This is a genomic window from Collinsella sp. AM31-2AC (genome assembly GCF_003469285.1).
Taxonomy (GTDB): Bacteria; Actinomycetota; Coriobacteriia; order Coriobacteriales; family Coriobacteriaceae; genus Collinsella; species Collinsella aerofaciens_AT.
Genome location: NZ_QSJB01000009.1, coordinates 69240 through 93268, shown reverse-complemented (window position 1 = coordinate 93268; position 24029 = coordinate 69240). Strand labels below are relative to the sequence as shown.

Sequence of the window (24029 nt, the reverse complement as noted above, 5' to 3'; positions counted from 1 at the left end):
AACCAAACCCCACCGGGCAACCTACCAACCAGATTCTTTTCAGCCCAGGCCCCTATGTACCGCGCGTCGAAGATCTTCAAATTCAAATAACCTGACAATCGATTCTTATAGCAGAGGCCCCTTGGCCTTTAGTTTGCTACAAGTTCCGCACGAGCCGGAAAGCACTTAATGTGCTTTCCGTGCGAGCAGGACTGTTCGCAGTAGCAAACTAAAGGCCAAGGGGCCCAGTCAACCTATCAGCAGCGATTACTCAGCAGCTAGTTGAATTTGAAGATCTTTGAGGCAAGACGGTATAGGCCGAGTGTGGTTTTGTCGCCAGCGCGACCGCGGAGGTTGGTGAAGAAGCCGACCACGCCGTAGCGAGCACGACGATACATGCGCTCATCGTAGGCCTTCAGGTCCGCCCACAGCGTCTTCAGGCGCTCGTCGGCGCAATCCTCGTCGGAAAGCTTGGTGAGCACCGAGCAGATCGCCATCATCATAGTGAAATAACCCATCATGTACGAGCGCAGACGCGACGACTCGACATCGCTGTACAGGTGGTACGACTCCATCATGATACGCGTAACACGGAACTGCTGGTCCAGACGCTTGACCATCGTTGCCTCGTTGACGCTCTGACCTTCGCGACCGATAAAGTAGCGGTAGAGGTCGATGTCGGCGTAGTACATGGTCTTGCAACGCGGCAGCGGTACGTAGGCGTAGATGTTGTCCACATAGAACGTGTGCGGCGGCATGGGAAGGTTGGACTCGCGCAGCACATCCGTGCGATAGCACAGGCTGTGCATGAGTAGGTTCTGGTCCAGGCGGAAATGACCGATCTGATCCCAGGAAAAGATCTTTTTGCGCGGCAGGGCAAATTTGTAACCGATAGCGGTATGCGTGCCCTCGTAAACCTTCTCGTACACGTAGTTCGAGATAAACAGGTCAACGCGCTGGTCGCGCTCCTCAAAGCCACGCAGGATCGAAAGCATGGTCGAAAGGGCAGCGCCGTCAAGCCAGTCGTCCGAGTCGACAACCTTGTAGTAGGTGCCCTGCGCCTCGCGCAAGCCCGAAAGGACGGCGATACCGTGGCCGCCGTTCTCCTGATGCACCGCGCGGATAATGCCAGGGTAACGCGCCTCCCACTCGTCGGCCTTAGCGGCCGTCTCGTCCTTGGAACCGTCATCGACGATGATAATCTCGATGTCGGTGGCATAATTGCTCCCCTCCAGAATGGAGGTGATGCAATGGTCCATGTCCTTGGCGGCGTTATACGAGGGAATACCGAATGTTATGACTTTATGCATGGCAGGCGATAATCTCATCCGAAAGATCGAGGGCGGAGTTGGTCACGGCATCCATATCGTAGTAACGATACTCGGCCAGACGACCCACCGGGTGGAAGTTCGTCAAGTTCTGGACGCGCTCGAGATAGCGCTCGTAGAGCTCGCGGTTCTCGGGCTCCAGAATGGCGTAATAGGGCGTCTCGCCCGAGCCGGGCGTATAGGCCTTGGAATACTCCTTCATGATGGTGGTCTTGCCGGGCAGGACCTGGCCAGTCATGTTCTTGAACTCGGTGATACGCGTGTAGTCCTCGCTCGTGGTGTAGTTGACGGTGCCCACGGGCTGGAACTGGTCCATATCGAGCGTCTCGAACTTCATATCGAGCGTGCGGTACGGCAACGCACCCAAGTCGAGGCTGAACAGCTCATCGAGAGGACCGGTATAGACAATCTCGCCGCCGTAGACCTTGCCATCGATCTTGACGGTGGTCTCGTCGATTTCAAAGAGATCGCGGGCGTCCACGTCGCAGAACACGTCAATCAGGTCGTGGTCGAGCATGTGCTCAAAGAGCGCCGTGTAGCCCTCCTGCGGCATGCCCTGGAAGGGAGCTTGCGGGAAGTAGCGGTCATCATCGCCCACAAAGACGGGAACGCGGCCGGTGATCGAGGGGTCGATCTGATCGGGCGTCTGGCCCCACTGCTTCATGGTGTAATGCAAAAAGACGTTCTCGTAGACGTAATCGGCGACCTCGGCCAAGTCGGGGTCGTTCTTCTTACGCAGCTCCATAATGGGCACCTTGACATCCTTGCCAAAGGTCTCCACGAGCTTCTGATACAGCTCCTCGCCGCGCTCGTCACCAAAGGCGAGCTTGAGACTCGCATGGTTGAAGGGCACGGGCATAAGGGTGCCGTTGATGTTGGCGAGCACCTTGTGCTGATAATCCGTCCACTTGGTAAAGCGCGACAGGAAATTGTGCACGCGCTCGTTAAAGGTGTGATAGATATGCGGACCGTACTCGTGGATCAGGATTCCGGCCTCGTCAGTGCAGTCATAGGCATTGCCCGCAATGTGGCTACGGCGCTCCAAAACGGCAACACGATAGCCGATGGTCTCGGCAAGACGGCGGGCGCAAACGGCACCGGCATATCCAGCACCGACGACAATCATGTCGTACGCGCCGGCGTTAAAGCCTTCAGGCAGGCCTGAGGTAATCTGCATCGATACTCCTTGTCAAAAGCCACGGGCTCGTTAGCTGGGCTTTTCTCGAACATTCTTCGAGACATATTTATCAGAGCGATTATAGCGCTAATGCGTCCTATAATGAGCTTGCCACACAAGGAAAGCTCAAGCACCACGGCGAACATTATTGAAAGGTAAACCCGCTAGCAGCGGGTTTATTCGTGAACAGCCGGGCGCCTGGAGCTTAGCGAAACGCTTGTAAGGAGTAACATGAGCGATTTCCTAAACCGTATGAAGTCTGCCGCCAAGGCCGACCTTAAGACCATCGTCCTGCCCGAGGGCGAGGATCCGCGTACCATCGTCGCGGCAAACAAAATCATCGAGGAGGGCCTGGCCAACATCGTCATCCTGGGCGATCCCAACGAGATCAACGTCCCCGGCGCCACCGTCATCGATCCGCGCAACGCCGAGAAGCACGAGGAGTACGCGCAGAAGTTTGCCGAGCTCCGCGCCAAGAAGGGCGTTACCATCGAACAGGCTCGCGCCCAGGTGATGGACGCCACCTACTTTGGCACCATGATGGTCAAGATGGGCGACGCCGACGGCCTGGTCTCCGGTGCCTGTCACTCCACCGCCGACACCCTGCGCCCCGCGCTGCAGATCCTCAAGACCGCTCCGGGCACCAAGCTGGTCTCGGCCTTCTTCGTGATGTGCACCGACACCCCGCAGTTCGGTACCGACGGCACGCTGATCTTCGCCGACTGCGGCCTCAATATCAACCCGTCCTCCGACGAGCTCTCCGAGATCGCCATCGCCTCGGCCCACTCCTGGTCCACCTTCATGGGCAATGTTGAGCCGCACGTGGCCATGCTCTCCTACTCCACCATGGGCTCCGCCGGTGGCGAGGTCGCCAAGAAGGTCCAGGAGGCCGTGAAGTTCTGCAAGGAGAAGGCTCCCGAGCTCGCCATCGACGGCGACCTGCAGCTCGATGCCGCTATCGTCCCCACCGTCGCCCAGCTCAAGGCTCCCGGCTCCTCCGTCGCCGGTAAGGCCAACGTGCTCGTGTTCCCCGACCTCGAGGCAGGCAACATCGGCTACAAGCTGGTCCAGCGCTTCGCTGGCGCTGACGCCTACGGCCCCATCCTGCAGGGCATCGCCAAGCCGGTCAACGACCTGTCGCGCGGCTGCTCTGCCGACGACATCGTGGGTGTCGTAGCCATCACCGCCGTCCAGGCTCAGATGGCTGAGTAGCGGACGCACTCGCCCGAAGGCCGTACGGGCTAACCCCTGAAAACGTCCTCGACCAATGAAACGCCCCCGTTCTGCTCCTTCGGAGCTACGAACGGGGGCGTTTCTGGTCTGCGGAATGTTTTCAGGGGTTAGCCCGTACGGCCTTCTACTGCTACGAAGCATTCAGAGCATCTGGAGTGGACGGCGGCTTGGCTACGAGCTGGGGCTGAGGATCTGAATGGATGGGTGTCGTTGCTGGGAGCGCAGGCGTTACTGGTGATGATCACTTTGGGACTGGAATTTCCGCCTGCTAGCAAAAAGGCCTCCTGAGCTGCTACTCAGGAGGCCTTTCGTTCAATCGCAAGCGAACGCACTAGTTATTCGCGGTCAGGCGCTCGACGTCGTGGGCGATCATGTATTCCTCGTCGGTGGGGATGACCATGACCGTGACGGCGGAACCGGCGGCGCTGATGACCTGTGGGCCGTTGCCCACGGCCTCGCGGTTCTTGTTGTTGTCGATGCGCACGCCCAGCCACTCAAAGCAGTCGCAGAAGGCCTTGCGGATCGACCAGTCATTCTCGCCGATGCCGGCGGTAAAGGTAATGGTGTCCACGCCCGCCATGGAGGCAATCATGGAACCAGCCTGCTGCATGGCCTTGTATGCGAACATATCGAAGGCGAGCAGGCAGCGCTCGTCACCCTCGGAAGCGCGCGTACGAATGTCACGGGCATCGTTGGAGATACCCGAGATGGCAAGCAGACCGGACTGCTTGTTCATCATGTCGTCGACTTCCTGGTAGCTGTAGCCGCCCTCGCGCTGCAAATAGCACACAGTGGCCGGGTCGATGGAACCGCAACGGGTACCCATCATCAGGCCGTCGAGCGGTGTGAGACCCATCGTGGTGTCGCGGCACACACCATCCTCGATGGCGGCAAGCGAGGCGCCGTTGCCCAGATGGCACGAGAGCAGGCGGTGGCAGCGCGAGCCCAGAATCTCCTTGGCCATCATCCACTCGTAGCGGTGGCTCGTACCGTGGGCGCCGTACTTGCGCACGTGGTACTTGTCGCACACGTCCTTGGGCAGCGCATAGGTGTAGGCAACCTCGGGCATGGTCATGTGGAACGAGGTGTCGAAGACGGCCACGTTGGGCAGCTCCGGATACTTCTCGCGGCAATATTCGATTGCCGCGGCCTCGCCGTAATTGTGCAGCGGGGCGAGCGGTGCCACCTCAAGAATCTTAGCCATGACCTCATCGTCGACGACCGCGGAATCATCGAAGTGCCAGCCACCCTGAACGATACGGTGGCCGATGCCATCGATCGTAAAGTCGGTCTTCTCGAGCTCCTCGAGCACGCGCGCAATGGCGCAGCGATGATCGGGAAAAGGAATCTCCTCGGTCAGCTTGGCACCACCGTTCTCGGAGTGGCCAAAGATGCCCATCTCCGAGCCGATACGCTCGCAGTTGCCCTTGGCGAAAACCTCGCGGGTATCGGTATCCAAAAGCTGATATTTAAGGCTCGAGCTGCCGGCGTTGACAACAAGTACGTTCATGAGACTCCTTCGTGATTACAGTACGGTCGGCAAACCTATAAGGCGGCCGTACCCTTAATAAGAAGTTATCAGAATCCAATAAATAGCTATTAAACTCTTCGCTCAAAGAGCGTAAAAGGGGGCTGAACGGCACAAGGCCATCCAGTCCCCTCCCCTTGCATCAATTACTTGCCGTTGACAATGCGCTCGACGTCGGAAGCGATCATGAACTCCTCGTCCGTAGGGATGACGAAGATCTTGACCTTGGAATCCTTGGCGGACAGGCACCAAGCGCCGTCGCCGCGCAGAGCGTTGCGGGCATGATCCATCTTGACGCCCATAAAGGCCAGACGGTCGGCCACGCCAGCGCGGACGGCCGGAGCGTGCTCGCCGATGCCGGCGGTAAAGACCAGGGTGTCCATGCCGCACATGGAGGTGGCCATCTCGGCGGCCTTGGCGGCAATCTTGTAGACGAACATATCGAAGGCGAGCTGGGCCTCGGGGTCGCCGGCAGCGGCGAGCTCCTCAACGTTGCGGCAGTCGTTGGTCTTGCCACCGGTCACAGCCAAAAGGCCGGACTTCTTGTTCATCATCTCGTCGACCTCGTCGAAGGTGTAGCCGCCTTCGCGCTGCAGGTAGCACACGGTGGCCGGGTCGATGGAGCCGCAGCGGGTGCCCATCATGACACCGTCGAGCGGCGTCAAGCCCATGGTGGTGTCCATGCACTTGCCGTCCTCGATGGCGCACAGGGAAGCGCCGGAACCGATGTGGCACACGACGACCTTGCGAGCCTCGCCGTTGGTCATCTCGGCAACCTTCTTGGAGATGTAGCGGTAGCTGGTGCCGTGGGCGCCGTACTTACGGATGTGCAGCTTGTCGCAGACGTCCTTGGGCAGGGCGTAGGTCTTGGCGACCTCGGGCATGTTGAAGTGGAAAGCGGTGTCGTAGACCGTGACGTTGGGCAGGTCGGGATACTGCTCCAGGCAGTACTCGATAACGTTGGCCTCGGGGTTGTTGTGCAGCGGGGCGAGCGGAGCGACCTCGCGGATCTTGGCGAGGACGTCCTCGTCGACGAGAGAGGAATCGCCAAAGTACCAACCGCCCTGAACGATACGGTGGCCAATGCCCTCGATCTTGACGCCGTTAGCCTCGAGGTCCTTCAGGACGACCTCGATGGCGACCTTGTGGTCGGGGAACTCGATGTTCTCGGTCACCTTCTTGGAGCCGTTGGCAGCGTGGGTGAAGGTACCGCCGGTAAAGCAGACGCGCTCGCAGGAGCCCTTTGCGGACACCTTGTGGGACTTGGTATCGATGACCTGATACTTAAGGGTCGAAGATCCTGCGTTGACGACCAGAACGTTCATGTGTCTCCCTACTAACAGGCGGTGTGGCGCCGCCAGGTTACATACGCTTCAATAATAAACCCAAACGCCCTCGCGCTCGGGTTTATTGCGTTGATATATAAGTTATCGATGCCCAAATACTCACGGCCTTTGACTTGTAAGACGAAATAGCTCGGGGATATACACCAGGGAAGAAATCCCGAGCGCAACAAGCAATACGACTCGAATGCCCGCAACGCTACTCAACACAGCGTTGAGCAGATAGAAAAGAACGGCACCCACCGCCACCATCTGGCTTTGAACCGAAATCAGTGAACAGCGCATCGAAGAATCGGCAGCATTTTGGAAAACTGAGTATTTGATTGGGGCAAACAACGAGTACGCAACCGTCTGAAGCACATAGAACACGGGCAGCAAATTAGCCGGAGTAAGGGGAATCAAAAACAAAGCTGTCAATGCTAAGCGAATGATGCCGCAAATACGCGCAAAACGGCCCTTGTCGACACGAGCAATCACACTGGGAACAATAAACCCTATGGAGGCGGAGGCAAGGAGCTGGACTGCAATGGTCACGCCCGAAGCGACGGCATTCATTCCGCGGCCTGCAAGCAACAGTGAGAAAAAGTCTTCCAGGGCGACGAAGGCAAATGCCTGAGAACAATCCATGATGAACGCTGACCGAAGAATGCCATTACCCGTAATAGCAGCACCGATCATCTTCGGGGTCATTCCACGCTCAGGTGTCGCCGCAGTGCCCCCTCTTCGCATCTCAGGAATGCAGATAACGACAACCAACGTCAACACCATTGCGATGATATCTGCCGAAAGACCAATGAGGTATGCACCGACGGACGAAATGAAACCGCCCACACAAGCGGAGATGGCATAAGAGGCATAGAAAACAAATCGCTCAACGACATTAAGTCTTACGAGCTGGTCCCGAGAGACGCTGTCAATGTAAATCGCTTCTATGGATCCGCTCACACATGCAACGGCAAAACCTTTGAGGGCAAACGCGCCGATTAAAAGCAAAGGAGAACGGACGAGAAGCAGGGCGGCGTAGTATCCAAGCATTCCCACAACGCCAACGAGACCGCTAGTCTTTCGTCCAAACCTATCAGCAATATAGCCAGTGGGAACTTCAAGGATGAACTTGCTCACTTGATATGCAATCATCATGCTAGAAATCGCCACCATCGAGAATCCGACGAATTCAAGGTAAACCGTCAGAAAATACAAAATGGTGCTAAAGTTCGACAGAAAAACGAACGTCATATAAAGCAAAACCGTACGGTTTTTCATGCTCCGCCCTCCAAGAGTCAGCAATCTAAATCGGAATCTTGGAAAAGCATGAGGGCAAAGCTGTCAGCTATGTGTTACAAGGCGTCAATAATCACTTGATGCCTCGAAGCCAATTAATCTCACGAAGCAAGATGACGCAATAGGTGCAGAAAAACCGTCTGGTGTCGATCAGTCCAGGAATTTTGCCGATAGCAAAAGTAGATAGGCAAGGTTACATCACGCGAACCTTCAATGGAGCACTCGCTCACTTCCAATACATCTGATGCGAGAGAAGAGCCAGAAAAACTCAATATCAATCCCCCGGCTTGAAGAAACTCAGTCTGCGCCCTGTTTCCGTATTCAACATCACGGAAGCGAAAATTGACGAGCTGGGCTTCGGGACATTGATTGATTGCATTGAGACAGGGTGACAAATTAATGGGAACAGCGAGCCTGCCGCCCAGTAACTCGCGAATGGTCATGGCGCCCACAGATTGATGACCCGCTGGGCATGAGAGAACCTTGAGCTCCTTTTCACCCAAATATTTTGAAGAAAGGACGCTGTCCCGTGGTTCCTCGAATGAGATAGCCGCATCCGAAATGCCAAGCACAAGTGATTCAAAGCATGTAGCCGTTGGCTGATGCCACACATCAAGGTGAATCTGAGGGTGCGAGCGTTCAAACGAGTCATACCAGCTTTCGGCAAAAAGGCGCCCCCGCCCATGAAGGCAGGGGGCGTAAAGACGAAAGTGGCCATCGGGCGAAACGCCGCCGCCCCTCGATTGAACGTACTTTTTGAGATCGTCGACTTGTGCCAGGATCATACGTGCGCGACGTGCGAGCTCTCTGCCCGCCGGAGACAAAACAGCCTCCCCCGCCGATCGGTCGAGCAAAACAATCTGATACTCAGATTCCAACTTTTTGATTGCCGACGAAACGGCCTGCGGACTCACATGAACGGCGCGAGCTGCTTTGCGCACGCCGCCATAGTTCGCTACCGCTTGAAGGTATTCGAGTTGAGAAAGCTGCATAGATTACTCCAAAGGCAGCCAAGTCGACGGGCCAAGCGCCCTCAGATGAGGTTCTCGCCCAGGTTTTTGCCGCCGAGGACGTGCATGTGGAAGTGCATGACGGTCTGGCCGGCGTTGACGCCCTTGTTGGAGATGACGCGGAAACCGTCCTCCAGACCCTTGGCCTTGGCGACCTCCTGGATGGCGTGAGCTATGGCGCCCATGGTCTCGGCGGGTACGTTGTCGGCGATGTCGCTGTAGTGCTTCTTAGGGATCACGAGCGTGTGGACCGGCGCCTGCGGGTTGAGGTCGTCGAAGGCGATGACCTGGTCGTCCTCATAGACAACGGTCGAGGGGATCTCGTGGTTGGCAATTTTACAGAAGATGCAATCGCACATAGCTGGTTCCTTTCTTACAGACCAAGGTAATTATATTTGGTCGAGATGCTTAGAACGAAAGGTTATCATCGGTGTTGGCGGCCTCGCCGTCGGCGAGCACGTCGTTGCCGTCGACGTCCTTAAGGAGCACCGAGACCTTCTGCTCGGCATCGGACAGGCGGGTGCGCAGGCTTTTGAGGAGCTCGACGCCGCGGGTGTAGCTCTCGAGCGACTCCTCAAGCTCCATATCGCCCGACTCCAGGCTGCGGATGATGAGCTCCAGCTCCTGCGAGGCCTGCTTGTACGTAAGCTGCTCGACCGGGGTCTTCTCTGCCATATCTGTTTCCTTTCCTAAGGGTCTATCACTGCGAAACGCGGTCTACTCGACCGTATCGACCGTTGCTGCCACGTTGCCGTCTGCCATGCGCACGCGAATGGCGTCGCCAGGCTTAAAGGTCTTGGCACTCGTAGCCACACCATCATCGCTGTACGCGATGGAATAGCCGCGAGCAAGCACTTTGAGCGGCGACAGGGCATCGAGCGACGCTGCCGCACGGCTCAGGTCGGACGCTGGCTTGCTGAGCATCGTGCGCCCTTGATGCTCTAGGCGGGAACTCGCAAGCGTGAGCGCATGGCGCTTACCATCGAGCCCCGAGGTGCTTGTAATCAGACGCTCGGGCAAGCGCTCAAAGTTGGAGCGGAATGTCCCGACCGAGCGTACTATGGCGCCCGACAGGCGATCGGCAGTCAGTGCAAGCTCCGATTCGCGACGCTCGACCATAAATGTGGGGTCGTTGAGGCACGGGCGACACGCAGCGGCATCGAGCGCATCACCCAAGCGAGCCGTATAGGTATCCCAGGCACGGCGACCGCGCTGATCGAGCATCTCCAGGTCGACCTGGGCCGACCCAATCATCGATGCCATCGCGGCACCCAGACGCTGATGGCGCGCCTCGAGCACATCGGCCAACTCCGTCATAGCCGGCGCCACCGATTCTGCCGCCGCCGTGGGCGTGGAGGCGCGTCGGTCGCTCACCATGTCGCAAATCGAGGTATCGGGCTCATGGCCAATGCCGGTCACCACGGGCACAGGACAAGCCGCCACCGCGCGGGCAAGCTCCTCGTCATTAAAGGTCATGAGGTCCTCAAAGGAGCCGCCGCCGCGCACCAGCAAAATACAGTCGGGCGCCGGCGTAATGGAAGCGGCGCGGCGCAAGCCATCAATGAGCTCGGCCGGCGCACCCTCGCCTTGAACCTTGGCGCCCACGCAGACAAGCTCGACGAGCGGGTTGCGACGGCGCAGCGTACGCTTGACGTCGTCGATTACGGCACCCGAAAGCGAGGTGACGACCGCCACGCGCGAGCAGAACACCGGGATGCGGCGCTTGCGCGCTTCGTCCATCAGGCCCTCGCGGCGTAGCTTTTCGGCCAGTTGCGCCACTTGTTGACGCAGCAGACCCTCCCCCGCCAGCGAAAACGAGCGAGCGACAAAGCTCATGCGGCCCGTGGCCTTATAGAGATTGAAGCTGCCCTTAAAGCTTACCTGCATGCCGTCGCGCAAGTCGAAGGTGCGCTTAAGGTAGGCGCCCTTCCAGATGATGCAGTCAACGGCGGCCGAATCGTCCTTGATCTGAAAGTAGCAGTGGCCGCTTCGGGCGTTTGGGCCACGAAAACCCGTGACCTCGCCCAGAACGCTCAGTTGCGGAATAGCATCGAGCGCACCGGCGGCGATCTCTACCGCCTGGCTCACGCTGAGCTCTTTACGCTCTTGCTCGTCCGAACCGTCGAACTCGGCGGAAACGCTATTGCCGGTTAGATTCCAACCTGCCACGCAACCTCCTTTCGTTATCGTGCACAAAGGCTCTGGCCCTGCGCAAATTCAAGTCCAACACATAGTACAGCGCCGCGGGGACACAAATCCCCGCGGCGCCCAGCGACCCAATTTGTTATCGGTTGGAGTTTCTGTTGTAGCGAGCCATAAGATAGAGCAGCTGAATAATCGAGGTGAGTGCCGCCGCCACGTAGGTAAGCGCGGCTGCCGTCAAGACCTTCTTGGCACCGTTGACCTGCTTGGAGCTCATGCCCGACTGCTCGATGTACGCCACGGCGCGGCGGCTGGCGTCAATCTCGACCGGCAGCGTAACGAACTGGAACAGCACGCTAAACGAGAAGAAGATCAGCGCGAGGGTCGTGAGTCCCGCGATGTTCATGAACAAGCCCATGAGCAGCACGATGGTCCAGGTGTTCTGGGTAAAGTTGACGACCGGCACGAGGGCGGTACGTACCTTCATCATGGCCTAGCCGCTTTGACGCTGCGCGGCATGGCCTGCCTCGTGACAAGCGACAGCAACGCTTGCGACCGAACCGCCCGAACGGTTGGAATCCGACAGATACAGGTTGTTGTCCTGCGGGTTGTAATGGTCAGTGAGCTCACCGGCGACGCCCTTGATACCCACGGCACTGCAGCCGTTGGCGTCGAGCATGCGGCGAGCGACCCTGGCGCCCGTGTCGCCGTCCGAGCGAACCTTGGACCAGGTTTTGTACGTCGAGTTGATATAGTTCTGTGCGGCAAGGCCAAGCACCGTGCAGACAAGAACAACCAGCAGGTACAGCGGGTCGATGCCAAAGCCGTATCCATAGTAATAGGGCATGCGAATTCCTCCGAATCGAGTTACACGTTGGAGGCATTCTACCCACTCGCCCAGCAGGCAAATCAACATCGATGTTTTGGCAATGTCAGCGAAAACGGCCGAGAGCGAGCAAGGTGACGTGAAAGAGAAGCGACGCGCACTTTGGTACGCGAGCGACGATTGAACGTCAGATTGCTCGCTCTCGGCCGTTTGCAGCGTCGAGCTGTTACGCGGTTTGGTAAAACCGCGTAACTATATACCTATAACAACTCAATCTTTCCGTCCTTCACGGTGAGCCCCATATTGCCGGAAAGCAGATCGTCCAGGCGCGAACCCACAAGCTCAAAACGCCAGCCTTCGCGCAGGGGGCTTTGCTCAGGATGCTCGATGTAATCGGCCAGGTCATCGCGCGAGGCAATGACCGAGGTCGCCACCCCCGAGCGCTCGGCAACCAGGCGGATGAGCGCGTACATGAGATCCGTCACGCTCTCCAGCTCCGGAGAGATCTGGCGATGCCCGCGCACCATGAGCGGCAGGCGATCGTGCGGGCAGCTCGCACCGCGCTTGATGGCCATGAGCGCGCCGTCCACGTCGCGCTCCCCCAACTGGTCGGTACCGCGAATGCTACGGAACTCCTCAACGCGCACGGGATTGCGCTTAACGAGCGCCAGCAGCGTATCGTCGGACATGACCCACTTGCGCGGGATGTTGCGGCGCTCGGCGCGGTCCTCGCGCCAGGCGGCGAGCTCGCGCGCGATGCCCAACTGGTGACGGCTGCACGAATTGATGCGTTTGACCTTACGGAACGCCTCGTGGCGATCGGCGCGATAGTGCGACTCGTCAGCCAGCGGGCGCAGCTCGTCGAGCACCCAGTCCACGCGGCCCAGCTCGCGCAGGCGGCTCATCATCTCGGTATAGGCAACGATCAGATACTTGACGTCATCGATCGCGTACTCGATCTGTTTGTCGGTCAGCGGGCGACGCGACCAGTCGGTCAGCGACTCGGTCTTGGGCAGCGAGACGCCGCAAAACGTCTGCACGAACGCGCCGTAGGAAATCTGCTGGCGTTCGCCCAAAAAGGCGGCGGCCACCTGCGTGTCAAAAATCGGACGCGGCAGCACGCCTACGGTATGAAGCATAACCTCCATATCCTGCGAGCAGGCGTGGAAGACTTTGGTCACGCTCTCGTCGGCCATAAGCTCGGCCAACGGCGACAGGTCGTCGATCACCAGAGGGTCGACCGCGACGCTCTCGGCAGGGGTGGCAATCTGAACCAAACACAGGCGCGGATGGAACGTGCGCTCGCGCAAAAACTCGGTATCGACGGCAATCGCGTCAAACTCACGGGCGCGCTGGCAAAAGTCGAGTAGAGCCTGATGTGTGGAAATGTACATATCAACCCATCGAATAAGGTTAGGCCCGAAAAACACGGGTAGGATAACGGCATTGTCTTACAACTATACTCGGTTAGTCACAGAACGGGAACGTAAGTATGCGCTGCCTTATCATCCACAACCCGGCATCGGGCCCCAGCTCAGATGAAATCTACGCATTCACGCACGCCCTCGCGCAGGGCGGCGACGAGGTCGTGATGCGTTTTATCGGCGATGGCATGGAACCCGAGGACGCCGTGGCAGACGTGCGCGAGTTTGATCGCGTGGTGATTTCGGGCGGCGACGGCACCGTCTCCAACGTGCTCGACCAGATGCGCGGATGCGGCGTCCCCACGCTCGTCTTCCCCTCCGGCACGGCCTGCCTGTTCTTCAACAACATCGGCAATGCCCCTGAGGCGGCGGCGCTTGCCAAGGCTTGCCGCGCCGGTCGCACGGTCAAAGTGGACATGGGCGAGCTCTTTTGGCTCGACGAGAACGGCAGAGAGAAGCGCCACGGCTTTATCATCATCGCCGGCTCGGGCTTCGACGCCGAGATCATGATGAAGGCCGCTCCCACCAAAAACGACATCGGCGAGATCGCCTACTTCCTCTCCGCTCTCGCCACGCCCAACCCCACGGTGGCGCACTTTACCATTGAGCACGACGGCATTGTCGAGGAGCTCGACGGCATCTGCTGCATGGCGGGCAATACCTCGGTCATTCAAAACGACATCAACCTGTTCCCCGACTGCCGCATGAACGATGGCATGGTCGATATTGCGGTCATCGAACCCGTGCGCACCGTGCAGCTGCTGCCTACTGTGATCACCGCTGCGCTTGACCCCGCCGGCAAGGTACTCGGGCGCCCGCAGTTCAAGATCATCCAGACCAAGGAAGCCAAGATCACCTGCACCCCGTCGCTGGGCATGCAGTTCGATGGCGAGATTATCTCCAGCAATTCGGGCGTCTTTGGAGCCCGCGCGCTTCCGCAATGCCTCGACCTCATCGTCGACGAATTCTCACCGCTCGGAAAATAGGAGGACCCCATGAACGACAATCCCCTGATCGGCTTTATTGTCATCGTCTTGGCCATGCTCGTCGGTTACGCCATCAACGTGATTCACCGCCGAAAGAAGTAAATCCACATTGGTATGATATTCATCCAGCTATCGCCTCTCCCGCTGTTTATGCATTCGTCAAACAGCGGGGGATTTTCATTTCGGGCATTCCCAGCTACTTTATTCGGCTACAGTAATTACAGGGCGTCTTTATTAAAGTAAAGCTGCAAACTGAGTACGATTAACCGCTCATCGCATATTTCATCACGCTTATCGAGTAAGTTTCTTTCATAGATGAATATTGTTTCCAGTTCGTTACGCTAATGAGGTGTCTTTATTGGCTGAAGCCCTCTGGCGACAGAGGGCTTTCGCACGCTGGGAGGGAAAATGAGGAAAACTCGCCCCGTCAACGCGCTCAAGAAGCTTGGCATAGGCCTTGCATTTGGAGCTGCAACCATCATGTCCATGCCGACCTCTGCACTCGCTTGCACGCAGGTCTACATGGGCAAAAACCTTACGGCCGACGGCAACACGTACTACGGCCGTTCCGAGGACTATGGCCCGCGCTATCTTAAGCACTTTGGCATTGAGCCCTCTCACGGCCCGGGACATACGTACAGCTCGGACGAGTCTTCGTTCATGTACACCTCGACCAAGACCACGTATCGCTACACCTATGTACGCGACCATCCCTCCCAGTGGGACAACCGCTGGGATGCCTACTCTGAAGCAGGCATCAACGAGAAGGGCGTATCCTGCTCCGCCACGCTAAGCACCAGTATGAATGCAGATGCCGAGACAGCAGACCCCCTGACTAAAACCGGCATCGGCGAGTACAACTACGCCAGCGTCATCCTGGGCGAGAGCGCCACGGCCCGCGAGGGCGTCGAGCTCCTCGGCAGCCTGATTGACGAGCAGGGCGTCTGCTCCAACGACCAGATCATCATCGCCGACAACAACGAGACCTGGCTATTTGCCGCGCTTTCCGGTCACCAGTGGATCGGCATGAAGCTCGCCGACGACGTCGCCTCGATCAACCCCAACATCGGCAACCTCAACTACGATGTCGACCTCAACGACCCCGAGAACTGCCTGCACTCCGAGGGCATCGAGTCCATGCCTAAGGAGAAGGGCTTTGCCGAGTACACCGACGGCAAGTTCGACGTCGCCGCAACCTATGGCGAGACCATTCAGAATTCCGGTATGCACCAGTGGACCCGCTACGTCCAGGGCCGTAACTACTTTGGCAACGAGCTCCAGGAGGGCACCGACTACGAGATCGTCAAGGACGAGCGCGAAGAGGCTCGCGCCACGACCGGCGCCTTGGTCCACGAGATGCAGCCGCTGTTCTTCCAGCCCGGAAAGAAAGACTGGACTACCTTTGAGATGATTCGCTCTCTCGGTAACCGTGGCGAGAATACCCCGGGCCTTAACGCCAACACTGACGGTGCCTATGCCATCGGCACCGAGCGCAACACCGAGATTCACGTCTTCCAGGTTCGCAACGGTCTTGATCCCCAGGTTGCAACAATCCAGTGGGAAATGCTCTCCCGCGCCGCGTACTCCGTCGCCATCCCCTTCTACTCCGCGCTGATTACCGAGGTTAGCCCGTATTTCAGCGACCAGACCGTCTCCTTCGACCACTGCAAAGAGACGGACATCGTGAACAACGAGGAGCCCGAGAACTCCATCAACTACGTCCTCATGGACATCAGCTCCCTCTGCTTTGAGAATCCCGATACCCTTGGTATCAGCGTCCGCTCCTACCTCGATGCACTCCAGAACGAGCTCATCGAACAGAACAAGGAAGTCGACGCCGCCATGCTGGCCGAGACGACCACCGAGGGCCGCACCGCTCTGGCCAACAAGGCCGGCAAGGCTGCCACCGAGAACACCTACGTCAAGTGCAAGGCCCTGCTCCAGGAGATGCGCGCCTATCAGAAGGCCGGAAACTTTGACGAGCCCTTCACCCCGAGCGACCTGAACACCGAGACCAACGGCCTCAAGGTGTCCATCACTTACGCCAAGGATGCTCTTGCCACCGATCCGGTCACCCCGGATCAGCCCGGCACCCCCGAGCAGCCCGGCACCCCCGAGCAGCCCGCTAAGCCCGAGCAGCCCACCACCAAGCCTGAGAAGCCTGGCAAGTCGGACACCACAACCACAGTAACCACCAACAAAACGAACACCAAGGGCGGCCTGCCCACCACCGGTGATCGTTTTGATGGCCGCATGGTGGCTGCATTCGCCATCGCTGGCGTTGCCGTCATCTCCGCCGGTGGTTACTTCCTCTACCGTCGCAACAAGGAGTAACGTCCTAGCTGAGCGGGCAAGGCAGCAATGGCAGCCTCGCCCGCTTAGCCCGCTCTTTTGACCGGCGGGAAACCCGCCTGAAATCTTTTTAAAAAAGATTTCCCCGCACACACTTCGCTGTGCTATAGTGCAGCGCAACAGCAACTAGGTGCGACCGCGCCACGGCATCACGAAAGGAGCCACCAACATGAAGAACACGATGAACTCTCTCAACAACTGGTGGTGGCGTGATGCGAATACGATCGGTCGACAGTGAGTCCCTCACGCCTGTTTTTTAGCTCTAGGTGATTGGAAGGCCTCCGGTTTCGACCGGGGGCCTTTTTCTATCTCGAGCCCGATCGCATTCGCATCACGCGCCTCCGCTTTTCTCTTGCACTCCCATTCCGAAAGGATTTTCACCATGTCTCAGAACACCGCCGCCCAGCCCCGCACCGTCCAGACCGCCGACCGCGGCAAACTCGATGTCCGCGCCCTCGTCCTGCTCGCCATCCTGCTCGCCGCCGGCTTCATCCTCAACTTCACCGTCGGCAGGGCAATCTCGGGCATCTCGGGCGGCATGATCAGCCCCGAGTTCATCATCTCGGCCTTCTGCCTCACCATCCTGGTCGTTCGCCCCAACATCGGCCAGGCGCTCGTCATTGGCCTCATCTCGGCTGCCGTGATCCAGATCACCACCACTTCGCCGTTCGTCGATTTTGCCGCCGAGGGCATCGCCGCCATGCTCATGGCCGGCATCGTCAACGCCGCCGGCAAGAACGGTCAGGTCAAGCCTGCCGTCGCCATCGTCGCTACCTTCGTGACCACCTTTGTCTCCGGCGTCATCTTCATGGTTATCAAGATGGCCATGCTTGGCGTGGTCGGCGAGCTCGCCGCCGCTATGCTGCCCGTCGTCGCCATGACCGCCGTCTTTAACGCCATTCTGGTCGGCGCCCTCTATCTGCCCATTCAGAAGGCCCTGAAGCTCAACTAACCCGCTCGGCTTTATGAGCCACCCCATCTTGGCGTTCATTCGTCGCTCGCGTACCCAAGTACGCTTCGCTCCTCTTTCGCGCCAACCTGGGGCCCCTCGTAAAGCCGTCTCCGTGCTCCACCGGCAAAGACTGTCCCAAACAGTTAACTCTTGGGGACGTTCTTAAACGACTAGTCATTAAAGAACGTCCCCAATGACTATGAAAGGTATCCATGGAAACGATCATCAACGTCGACGATGTCTCGTTCTCCTATGGCACGCAGACCGAGCGGGCGCTCAGCCACATCTCGCTCAGCGTGAACAAGGGAGATTTCATCGGCATCATCGGGCCCTCGGGCGCCGGCAAGTCCACGCTTGCCGCCTGCCTGTCGGGTGCCGTGCCCCACCACTACACCGGCACGTTCTTTGGGGCCGTCATGGTAGACGGCCACGACACCTGCGAAGCCTCGCTCACCGACGTGTCGCAAATCGTCGGCAGTGTGCTGCAGGATATCGACACGCAGATGGTCGCTTCGGTCGTCGAGGACGAGATGCTCTTTGGCCTCGAGAACTTTGGCGTTCCCCACGACCAGATCGAGCGGCGCGTGAGTGAAACGCTCGAGACCGTCGGCATCAGCGACCTGCGTGACCGCGAGATCGCCACCCTCTCGGGCGGACAGAAGCAAAAGGTGGCCATCGCTGCCATCCTCGCCATGCGTCCGCGCGTCTTGGTTCTCGACGAGCCCACCGCGGCACTCGACCCCGCCAGCTCCACATTGGTCTTCGAGACGCTGCGTGAGGCAAACCGCGCACTTGGAATTACCATCGTCGTCGTTGAGCAAAAGGTCGCCCTGCTCTCGGAGTACTGCAACCGCGTGCTCGTGCTCAACCATGGCGAAATCGCGCTGCAGGGCGAACCACACGAGGTCTTCGCGCATACCGACGAGCTCCGTGCCATCGGCGTCGACTGCCCTCGCGTCACGCGTATCTTCAATAGCCTCGAGGCCGATGGCCTGGTAAGCGGTACCCCTTGCTTGGATGTCGACGAGGCCGAGCGCCTGATTTCGGGCATCGTCGACCCCGCACACGCGGCCAGCGAAGCCCAGGCGCCCGCCGGCTCCCCGCATGCACCGTCGTTGCGCCCTCATGCCAAGGACGCCGAGCCCGTGCTCACCTTCGATCACGTTGAGTTTGCCTATCCCAATGGCGGCGCCGCCGTCCACGACCTTAGCCTGACGCTCTATCCTGGCGAGCTCGTGGGCATCGTCGGCCAAAACGGTGCCGGCAAGACCACGCTCACCAAGCTGCTCACAGGCCTGCTCAAGCCCGCCTCGGGCAGCGTGCGCGTCACGGGGCTGGACACCGCAGCCGTTCCCACGAGCCGCATCGCCCGCGAAGTCGCAACCCTCTTCCAAAACCCCGACCGCCAGATCTGCAAGGATACCGTACTCGACGAGGTCGCTTTTGGCCTAGAGCTTGCCGGCATCGACCGTGCCGAGGCTCTGCGTCGCGCTCGACTCGTTATCGACCGCTTTGGCCTGCCTGCCGATGAGGCACCTTTCTCGCTTTCGCGCGGCCAGCGACAAATGGTGGCGCTTGCCTCCGTCGTAGTGGTTGAGCCCAAGATCGTCGTGCTCGACGAGCCCACGAGCGGCCTTGATTACCGCGAGTGCATGACCGTCATGGAAACGGTGCGCACCATGGCCGAGCGCGGCTGCGCCGTGATTATGGTCTGTCACGACATGGAAGTCGTTTCCGACTTTGCCGAGCGTATCGTAGTAATGGCCGACGGTCGCATCCTCGACCGCGGCCGCACGCACGAGCTATTCTCGAACATCGATCTCATGCGGCGTGCCTACGTGGAGCCTCCCCAGGTTATTGAACTCTCGCGCCGTCTGGCATCTTCCGTCTCGCCCGCTTTTGCGCAGGTGAGCGAGGTCACCGATGTCGTTCGCATTACCAAGGAGATGGTCCACCGTGGTTAACGTCATCGACTACATGCCGGGCGATACGCTGCTGCATCGCCTGAACCCCGTCGTCAAACTGGGCCTCGCCGCCGCCATCATCGTCGGCATCTTCTTGTCCGACACCTACGTGGCGCTGCTGGGCTTTTTGGTGCTCACCCTTGCGCTGGGTGCCTATGCCGGCGTCGTCGACCGTCTGTTCTCGCTGCTCGAGTTGCTGATTCCGCTCGCGCTTATCATGCTGGTGCTCCAGCTGGCCTTTATGCGCGATGGCAACGTGGTGTGGGGCTTTATCACCGACACGGGCCTCATCACGGGATCGAAGGCCTGTCTGCGCCTGCTGGGTGTGGCGTTACCGCTCATCCTCATGCTCATGGTGACCAAGCTCAACGACCTTGCCAACGCCTGCGTCGAGGTGCTGCACGTACCGTATCGCTATGCCTTCACCTTTACCACGGCGCTGCGCTTTGTGCCGGTGTTTGGTCAGGAGATGAACGCCATCATGGAAGCGCAGACCGCACGCGGCGTCGAGTACGACACCAAGAACCCCATCAAGAAGCTTAAGCTCATGCTGCCACTGTGTGTGCCGCTGCTCATCTCGAGCGTGGGCAAGACCGATGCCACAGCCTTGGCGGCAGAACAGCGCGGCTTCTATCTGCGTACACGCGCCAGCTCGTACAAGCGCTACCCCATCAAGGGCATGGACATCGCCGTGCTCATCGTCAGCATCGCCCTCATCGCCATCGGCTTCCTGTTCTAGTTCGCCACCGGCAGCAACCGCCCAACGCAAAAGGCCTCGGCTCGCACCAAACGAGCCGAGGCCTTTACTGTTTCATCAGATAAAACCTACCAAAATTAACCTGTCCCTTTTTGACAGGTCGGAAGCTAGAGGCGGTAGGGGGCGCCGCTGCGGATGATGGATTCGCGCACCAGGACATCCATGGCATCGAGGGTGATCTCGGGCATCTCTCGATACTTCTGCAGCACCGATAGCTCGGTGCAGGCCAGAATGACACGGTCGCAGCCGCTACGGGCGAACTCCCACATCACGCGGTCGAACTTATCCATATCGGGCTCACGTCCGGCTTTCACATCATCGTAGATAAGCGACATCACATCGTTCTGACGTTTCTCGCTGGGATAGACGACCTCAACACCCGCAGCCTCGCATTCGCGGCCGTAGACGCCCGCGCCCACGGTTCCGTCGGTGCCCATAATGCCAATCTTGTGCACCGGCTCGGCCGGCATACTCAGGTTGGGGTCGAACTCGCACTCCCCCATCACCGCACCCGCAAGGGCATAGCGCACCGACTCACGCGGCATGTGGATAATCGGCACCTTCGTAAACGACTGGATCTGGTCGTAGAAGTAGTGCGACGTGTTGCAGGGAATGGCAATGTGCGCACAGCCCAGCGACTCGAGTGCCTGGGCACACTCTTTCATGGTCGCCAGCAGCTTGGCATGCTCGCCGGTCTTAATGGCAAGCGTGCGGTCGGGCATGGTCGACTTGGAGAGCACCACCATGTCGATATGTTCCTGATCGCAGGCAGCAGCCGTATGGCGCACCACCTGGTCGTAGTAATACGACGTGGCCTCGGCGCCCATGCCGCCGATAACTCCCAGCTTTTCCATCGCCGCCTCCTTGGTGACGCTTGCGCAATTGCGCGTATCATACCCGCGCCCGCCCGATGTAAACCGGACGGGCGCCGCACTCATCTACTTGTAATACGTCTTGAACAGCTTAAAGTGGCGCAGCTTGGTGTGCCACATGCGCAGCCAGCGGTTAAAGACAAAGTCGCCCTTCATAAACGAAGGGTCGGCGCCCTTGCCTTCCTTGTCCAGGCGATGCACCTTAGCGCGCAGCTCGGGATCCTTGACGTACTTGTCGACGACGCCCATGGGAACGACCATCCACAGCGCCTCGTCCTGCGTCGTCACAAACTCCGGCTCAAACGGGCGGTTGAACACATACTCGTCCACCACATACTTGGCAACGTTAAAGCCGCTGTTGGTGACGTAGTAGTTGCTGCGACCTTGGCGCGTGTTGAAATCGAAGAACTTAAACGAGCCGTCGCGCTCGTCGTACTTAACGTCAAAGTTGGAATAGCCCACAAAGTGAAGGTCCTCGAGCAACTTGCGCACGCCGCCCATGAGCTCGTCATTGGGCTCGGTGATGATGCAGGCGTGGTTGCCGACACCGTGAGGCTGATGCTCCTCGAGCAGCACGTGACCCAGGCACATCATGCGGACCTTTCCGTTGCGGTCGGAATAGCTGGTGAGCACGCGCATGTACTCGTCGTTGCCGGGCACGCGATCCTGCAAGATCAGGTCGTCGGTGTAGCCGCTGGCATACGAGTCGCGAATGACCTGTTCCAGCTCGGCACGGTCGGCAATCTCATAGGCCTTTTTCTGGCCCTCGAACTCGTGCTGCCACCACATGATGCCGTCAGAAGGCTTCAGAATCATCGGGTAGGGAAAATCGATCTGGTCGAGCACTTCGGCAGGTGCCTCGCCTTGGGCATTCAGCATCGCCATGGTGAAAGTAAAGGTATGCGGATAGGGCACGCCATGCTTCTCGCACAGCTCGTAGAAGATCTCCTTCTTCTGACACTGCTCAAGCATGCTGTAGGGAGCGTAAGGCGCGACGATGTTATCCGCCAACTCATGGGCATCCTTGGCCTGAGCCACAAGGGCAACATAGTTATCGCCACAGCCCACAAGGACAATCGTCTTATCGGCATGCGCTTGGGCAATGCCGTTGACGGTCCTGAGCATCACGGGCATGGTGTCGATATCCACGTTGGGCGTGTAGTCGATAATCTGGCTGCGGTACGCGGGACCCGTCTGGTACTTGCCAAAGACCAGACTCTTGACCTGGTACTCTTCGTAGAAGGCGCGCGCCACCGAATAGGCGTTGATGTCGCCTCCGAGCAGCACGGGAATGAACTCGCGCTCTGTAAACTGCAATGCCATGGAAACTTCCTATCATGAACTGCCCACACAACGGGCGGTCTTTGCGCAACTGATTTATTCTAGCGTGCCGAGCCGCCGGTGTCCAAAGCTCCACCGTATCTATGGCAATCGACGTAATCATCCAGCATAAAGGCCGCACTCACCGCGATGGGGCCTTGTAGCTGCAAACCCCCTGTTGAGATAGCTTTCACGACCGAAAGCCCGTCCGCAAACAGGCTCCCGTAACGTTAAAGTTGAACTCTATGGTTTCTCAACAATTCATCATAACTGCAGGTCAAAGCCAAAGCCTCAAGTTCAACTTGACCCTTTGGAACCTTTAAGGTTCAAGTTGAGGTCGAAAGCAGTAGTAGAATACCGTTCGAACCATAACCTACGATTGATTGCAGAGGGACTGGATGCAGCATTCGAATCATCGCGCCGCAGCGCTCATTGCGTCGAAGCCGGCTCGTATCATCACGAGCGCCGCGCTCGCCGTTGCGCTGACGGCCACGCCGATGCTCTCCCCCGTTGCGGCGTATGCCGCCTCGCAGGCAACGCAGGACCAGCTTTCCGCAGCCCAGCAGAAGATCGAAGCCGCCACGAGCGCCTACAACGACGCCCGCACCAAACTCGATGACCTGCAAAAGCAGATTGACTCCAACGAGGCAAGCATCGAGGAAATCGAGGCTAAGCTTCCCGAGCAGCAGGCCAAGGCAAGCTCCGCCATGCGCGATCTGTACAAGTATCAGAAGGGCACCAATCCCATCGTGAGCTTCCTGGTCAATGCGCAGAGCCTGGGTGAGTTCATCACGACCTGCAAATACACCAACCAGATCACGAGCTCGAGCGTCGACGAGATCGAAGAGCTCAATAATATGCAAACCGAACTCGAGCAGAACAAGGCCGAGCTCCAGCAGGCCAAGTCACAGCTTGAGGCAGAGCAGAAAAACGCCGAGGATGCGCTGGCGCAGGCCCAGCAGCTCCGCAGCGAGGCACAGGCAAAAGCCGAGCAGGAAAATGCCGCCGAGCTTGCCAAGCTTGAGGCCGATAAGGCCGCTGCCGCCGAGAAGCTCTCGGGCGAGGGCGTAAGCGGCAGCAATTCCAGCAGCCAGGCCACCAACACCAACACCACCATCGACACCACGGTGAACAACGCCAATACCGGTAGCTCCGATTACGATTCGTTCATTAATGAGTGGACGAGCCGCATCGACAATTATCTCGCCGGCTCCCCCATGGCAGGCCAGGGCTATAACTTTGCCGTCGCCGCTTGGAATACCGGTGTCGACCCCCGTTGGTCCCCCGCCATCGCCTGCATCGAGAGCACCAAGGGTGCTTATTGCGCCAATTCTTACAACGCCTGGGGCTGGAGTGCCCGTGGCGGCGGTTGGCGCAGCTTTGGCAGCTGGAGCGAGGGCATCTCCGCTCACGTTGCCTATCTGGGCGCCAACTACGGCTCCACCCTTACCCCGGCAGCGGCCAAAAAGTACTGCCCGCCCACGTGGCAGGACTGGTACAACAAAGTCGCCGCTCAGATGAACCGCATCTAGGTGCAACTGCAAAGGGCCCCAAT

The 24029-nt window shown here is 58.8% G+C and carries 19 protein-coding genes and 1 pseudogene; 7 read left to right on the top strand and 13 right to left on the bottom strand.

The features are described 5' to 3' along the window. Positions 1-257: 257 nt before the first annotated feature. Positions 258-1289 (bottom strand): glycosyltransferase family 2 protein, encoded by a 1032-nt coding sequence (locus DW796_RS05815; RefSeq protein WP_118094541.1) that lies wholly within the window; start codon positions 1287-1289, stop codon positions 258-260. Then, a complete protein-coding gene (glf, locus tag DW796_RS05810; RefSeq protein ID WP_118094540.1) occupies positions 1282-2484 on the bottom strand; it encodes a UDP-galactopyranose mutase in 1203 nt (400 codons plus the stop codon). The genes DW796_RS05815 and glf overlap by 8 nt, the downstream gene beginning before the upstream one ends. 231 nt (positions 2485-2715) lie before the next feature. Here glf and pta point away from each other — a divergent pair, with 231 nt between their 5' ends. Further along, the gene (pta, locus tag DW796_RS05805) at positions 2716-3696 is read left to right on the top strand and encodes a phosphate acetyltransferase (protein WP_089573084.1); all 981 of its coding nucleotides are present in this window, start codon (positions 2716-2718) and stop codon (positions 3694-3696) included. 352 nt (positions 3697-4048) lie between these two features. Here the strand turns inward: pta and DW796_RS05800 are convergent, their stop codons facing one another. The 9 genes and pseudogenes from DW796_RS05800 to rnd form a co-directional block, all read right to left on the bottom strand. Then, a complete protein-coding gene (locus tag DW796_RS05800; protein ID WP_118094539.1) occupies positions 4049-5227 on the bottom strand; it encodes an acetate/propionate family kinase in 1179 nt (392 codons plus the stop codon). Positions 5228-5391: 164 nt separating this feature from the next. Further along, entirely contained in the window at positions 5392-6570 is a 1179-nt protein-coding gene (locus DW796_RS05795) for an acetate/propionate family kinase (RefSeq protein WP_006234305.1), read from the bottom strand. Between the two features lie 120 nt (positions 6571-6690). Further along, the gene (locus DW796_RS05790; RefSeq protein WP_118094538.1) at positions 6691-7851 is read right to left on the bottom strand and encodes an MFS transporter; all 1161 of its coding nucleotides are present in this window, start codon (positions 7849-7851) and stop codon (positions 6691-6693) included. A 119-nt stretch (positions 7852-7970) separates the two neighbouring features. Further along, a complete protein-coding gene (locus DW796_RS05785; protein WP_118094537.1) occupies positions 7971-8861 on the bottom strand; it encodes a LysR family transcriptional regulator in 891 nt (296 codons plus the stop codon). A gap of 41 nt (positions 8862-8902) precedes the next feature. After that, positions 8903-9238 (bottom strand): histidine triad nucleotide-binding protein, encoded by a 336-nt coding sequence (locus tag DW796_RS05780; RefSeq protein ID WP_117564389.1) that lies wholly within the window; start codon positions 9236-9238, stop codon positions 8903-8905. A gap of 49 nt (positions 9239-9287) precedes the next feature. Next, complete coding sequence (gene xseB / locus DW796_RS05775) at positions 9288-9554, bottom strand: exodeoxyribonuclease VII small subunit (RefSeq protein ID WP_006234311.1); 267 nt, start codon at positions 9552-9554, stop codon at positions 9288-9290. A 42-nt stretch (positions 9555-9596) separates the two neighbouring features. Then, positions 9597-11048: an exodeoxyribonuclease VII large subunit gene (gene xseA / locus DW796_RS05770; RefSeq protein ID WP_338134625.1), complete on the bottom strand. Its 1452-nt coding sequence runs from the start codon at positions 11046-11048 to the stop codon at positions 9597-9599. Positions 11049-11163: 115 nt separating this feature from the next. Further along, positions 11164-11868 (bottom strand): annotated as a pseudogene (locus DW796_RS05765) (zinc metallopeptidase). Between the two features lie 239 nt (positions 11869-12107). Next, the gene (gene rnd / locus DW796_RS05760; RefSeq protein WP_118094536.1) at positions 12108-13241 is read right to left on the bottom strand and encodes a ribonuclease D; all 1134 of its coding nucleotides are present in this window, start codon (positions 13239-13241) and stop codon (positions 12108-12110) included. A 98-nt stretch (positions 13242-13339) separates the two neighbouring features. Between rnd and DW796_RS05755 the strand changes: the two genes are divergently transcribed. The 5 genes from DW796_RS05755 to DW796_RS05735 all read left to right on the top strand — a co-directional run bounded on the left by DW796_RS05755 (position 13340) and on the right by DW796_RS05735 (position 20264). Further along, positions 13340-14257 carry a diacylglycerol kinase family protein gene (locus DW796_RS05755; protein WP_117773928.1) on the top strand — a complete coding sequence of 306 codons (918 nt, stop codon included), beginning with the start codon at positions 13340-13342 and terminating at the stop codon, positions 14255-14257. A gap of 408 nt (positions 14258-14665) precedes the next feature. Further along, positions 14666-16591: a C69 family dipeptidase gene (locus tag DW796_RS05750; protein ID WP_117773927.1), complete on the top strand. Its 1926-nt coding sequence runs from the start codon at positions 14666-14668 to the stop codon at positions 16589-16591. 400 nt (positions 16592-16991) lie between these two features. Then, positions 16992-17561, top strand: coding sequence for a hypothetical protein (locus DW796_RS05745; protein WP_118094535.1), 570 nt, complete (start codon positions 16992-16994; stop codon positions 17559-17561). Between the two features lie 212 nt (positions 17562-17773). Beyond that, entirely contained in the window at positions 17774-19525 is a 1752-nt protein-coding gene (locus DW796_RS05740; RefSeq protein WP_118094534.1) for an ABC transporter ATP-binding protein, read from the top strand. Then, on the top strand, positions 19518-20264 hold the full coding sequence (locus DW796_RS05735) for an energy-coupling factor transporter transmembrane protein EcfT (protein WP_118094533.1): 747 nt from the start codon (positions 19518-19520) through the stop codon (positions 20262-20264). Before DW796_RS05740 ends, DW796_RS05735 begins: the two co-directional genes overlap by 8 nt. Positions 20265-20389: 125 nt before the next feature. Here DW796_RS05735 and DW796_RS05730 read toward each other — a convergent pair whose 3' ends face one another. After that, positions 20390-21136 carry an aspartate/glutamate racemase family protein gene (locus tag DW796_RS05730; protein ID WP_055287235.1) on the bottom strand — a complete coding sequence of 249 codons (747 nt, stop codon included), beginning with the start codon at positions 21134-21136 and terminating at the stop codon, positions 20390-20392. Between the two features lie 84 nt (positions 21137-21220). Further along, positions 21221-22477: an ATP-grasp domain-containing protein gene (locus DW796_RS05725; protein ID WP_118094532.1), complete on the bottom strand. Its 1257-nt coding sequence runs from the start codon at positions 22475-22477 to the stop codon at positions 21221-21223. Positions 22478-22872: 395 nt separating this feature from the next. Here DW796_RS05725 and DW796_RS05720 point away from each other — a divergent pair, with 395 nt between their 5' ends. Further along, complete coding sequence (locus DW796_RS05720; RefSeq protein ID WP_089573058.1) at positions 22873-24006, top strand: glucosaminidase domain-containing protein; 1134 nt, start codon at positions 22873-22875, stop codon at positions 24004-24006. Positions 24007-24029 lie beyond the last annotated feature (23 nt).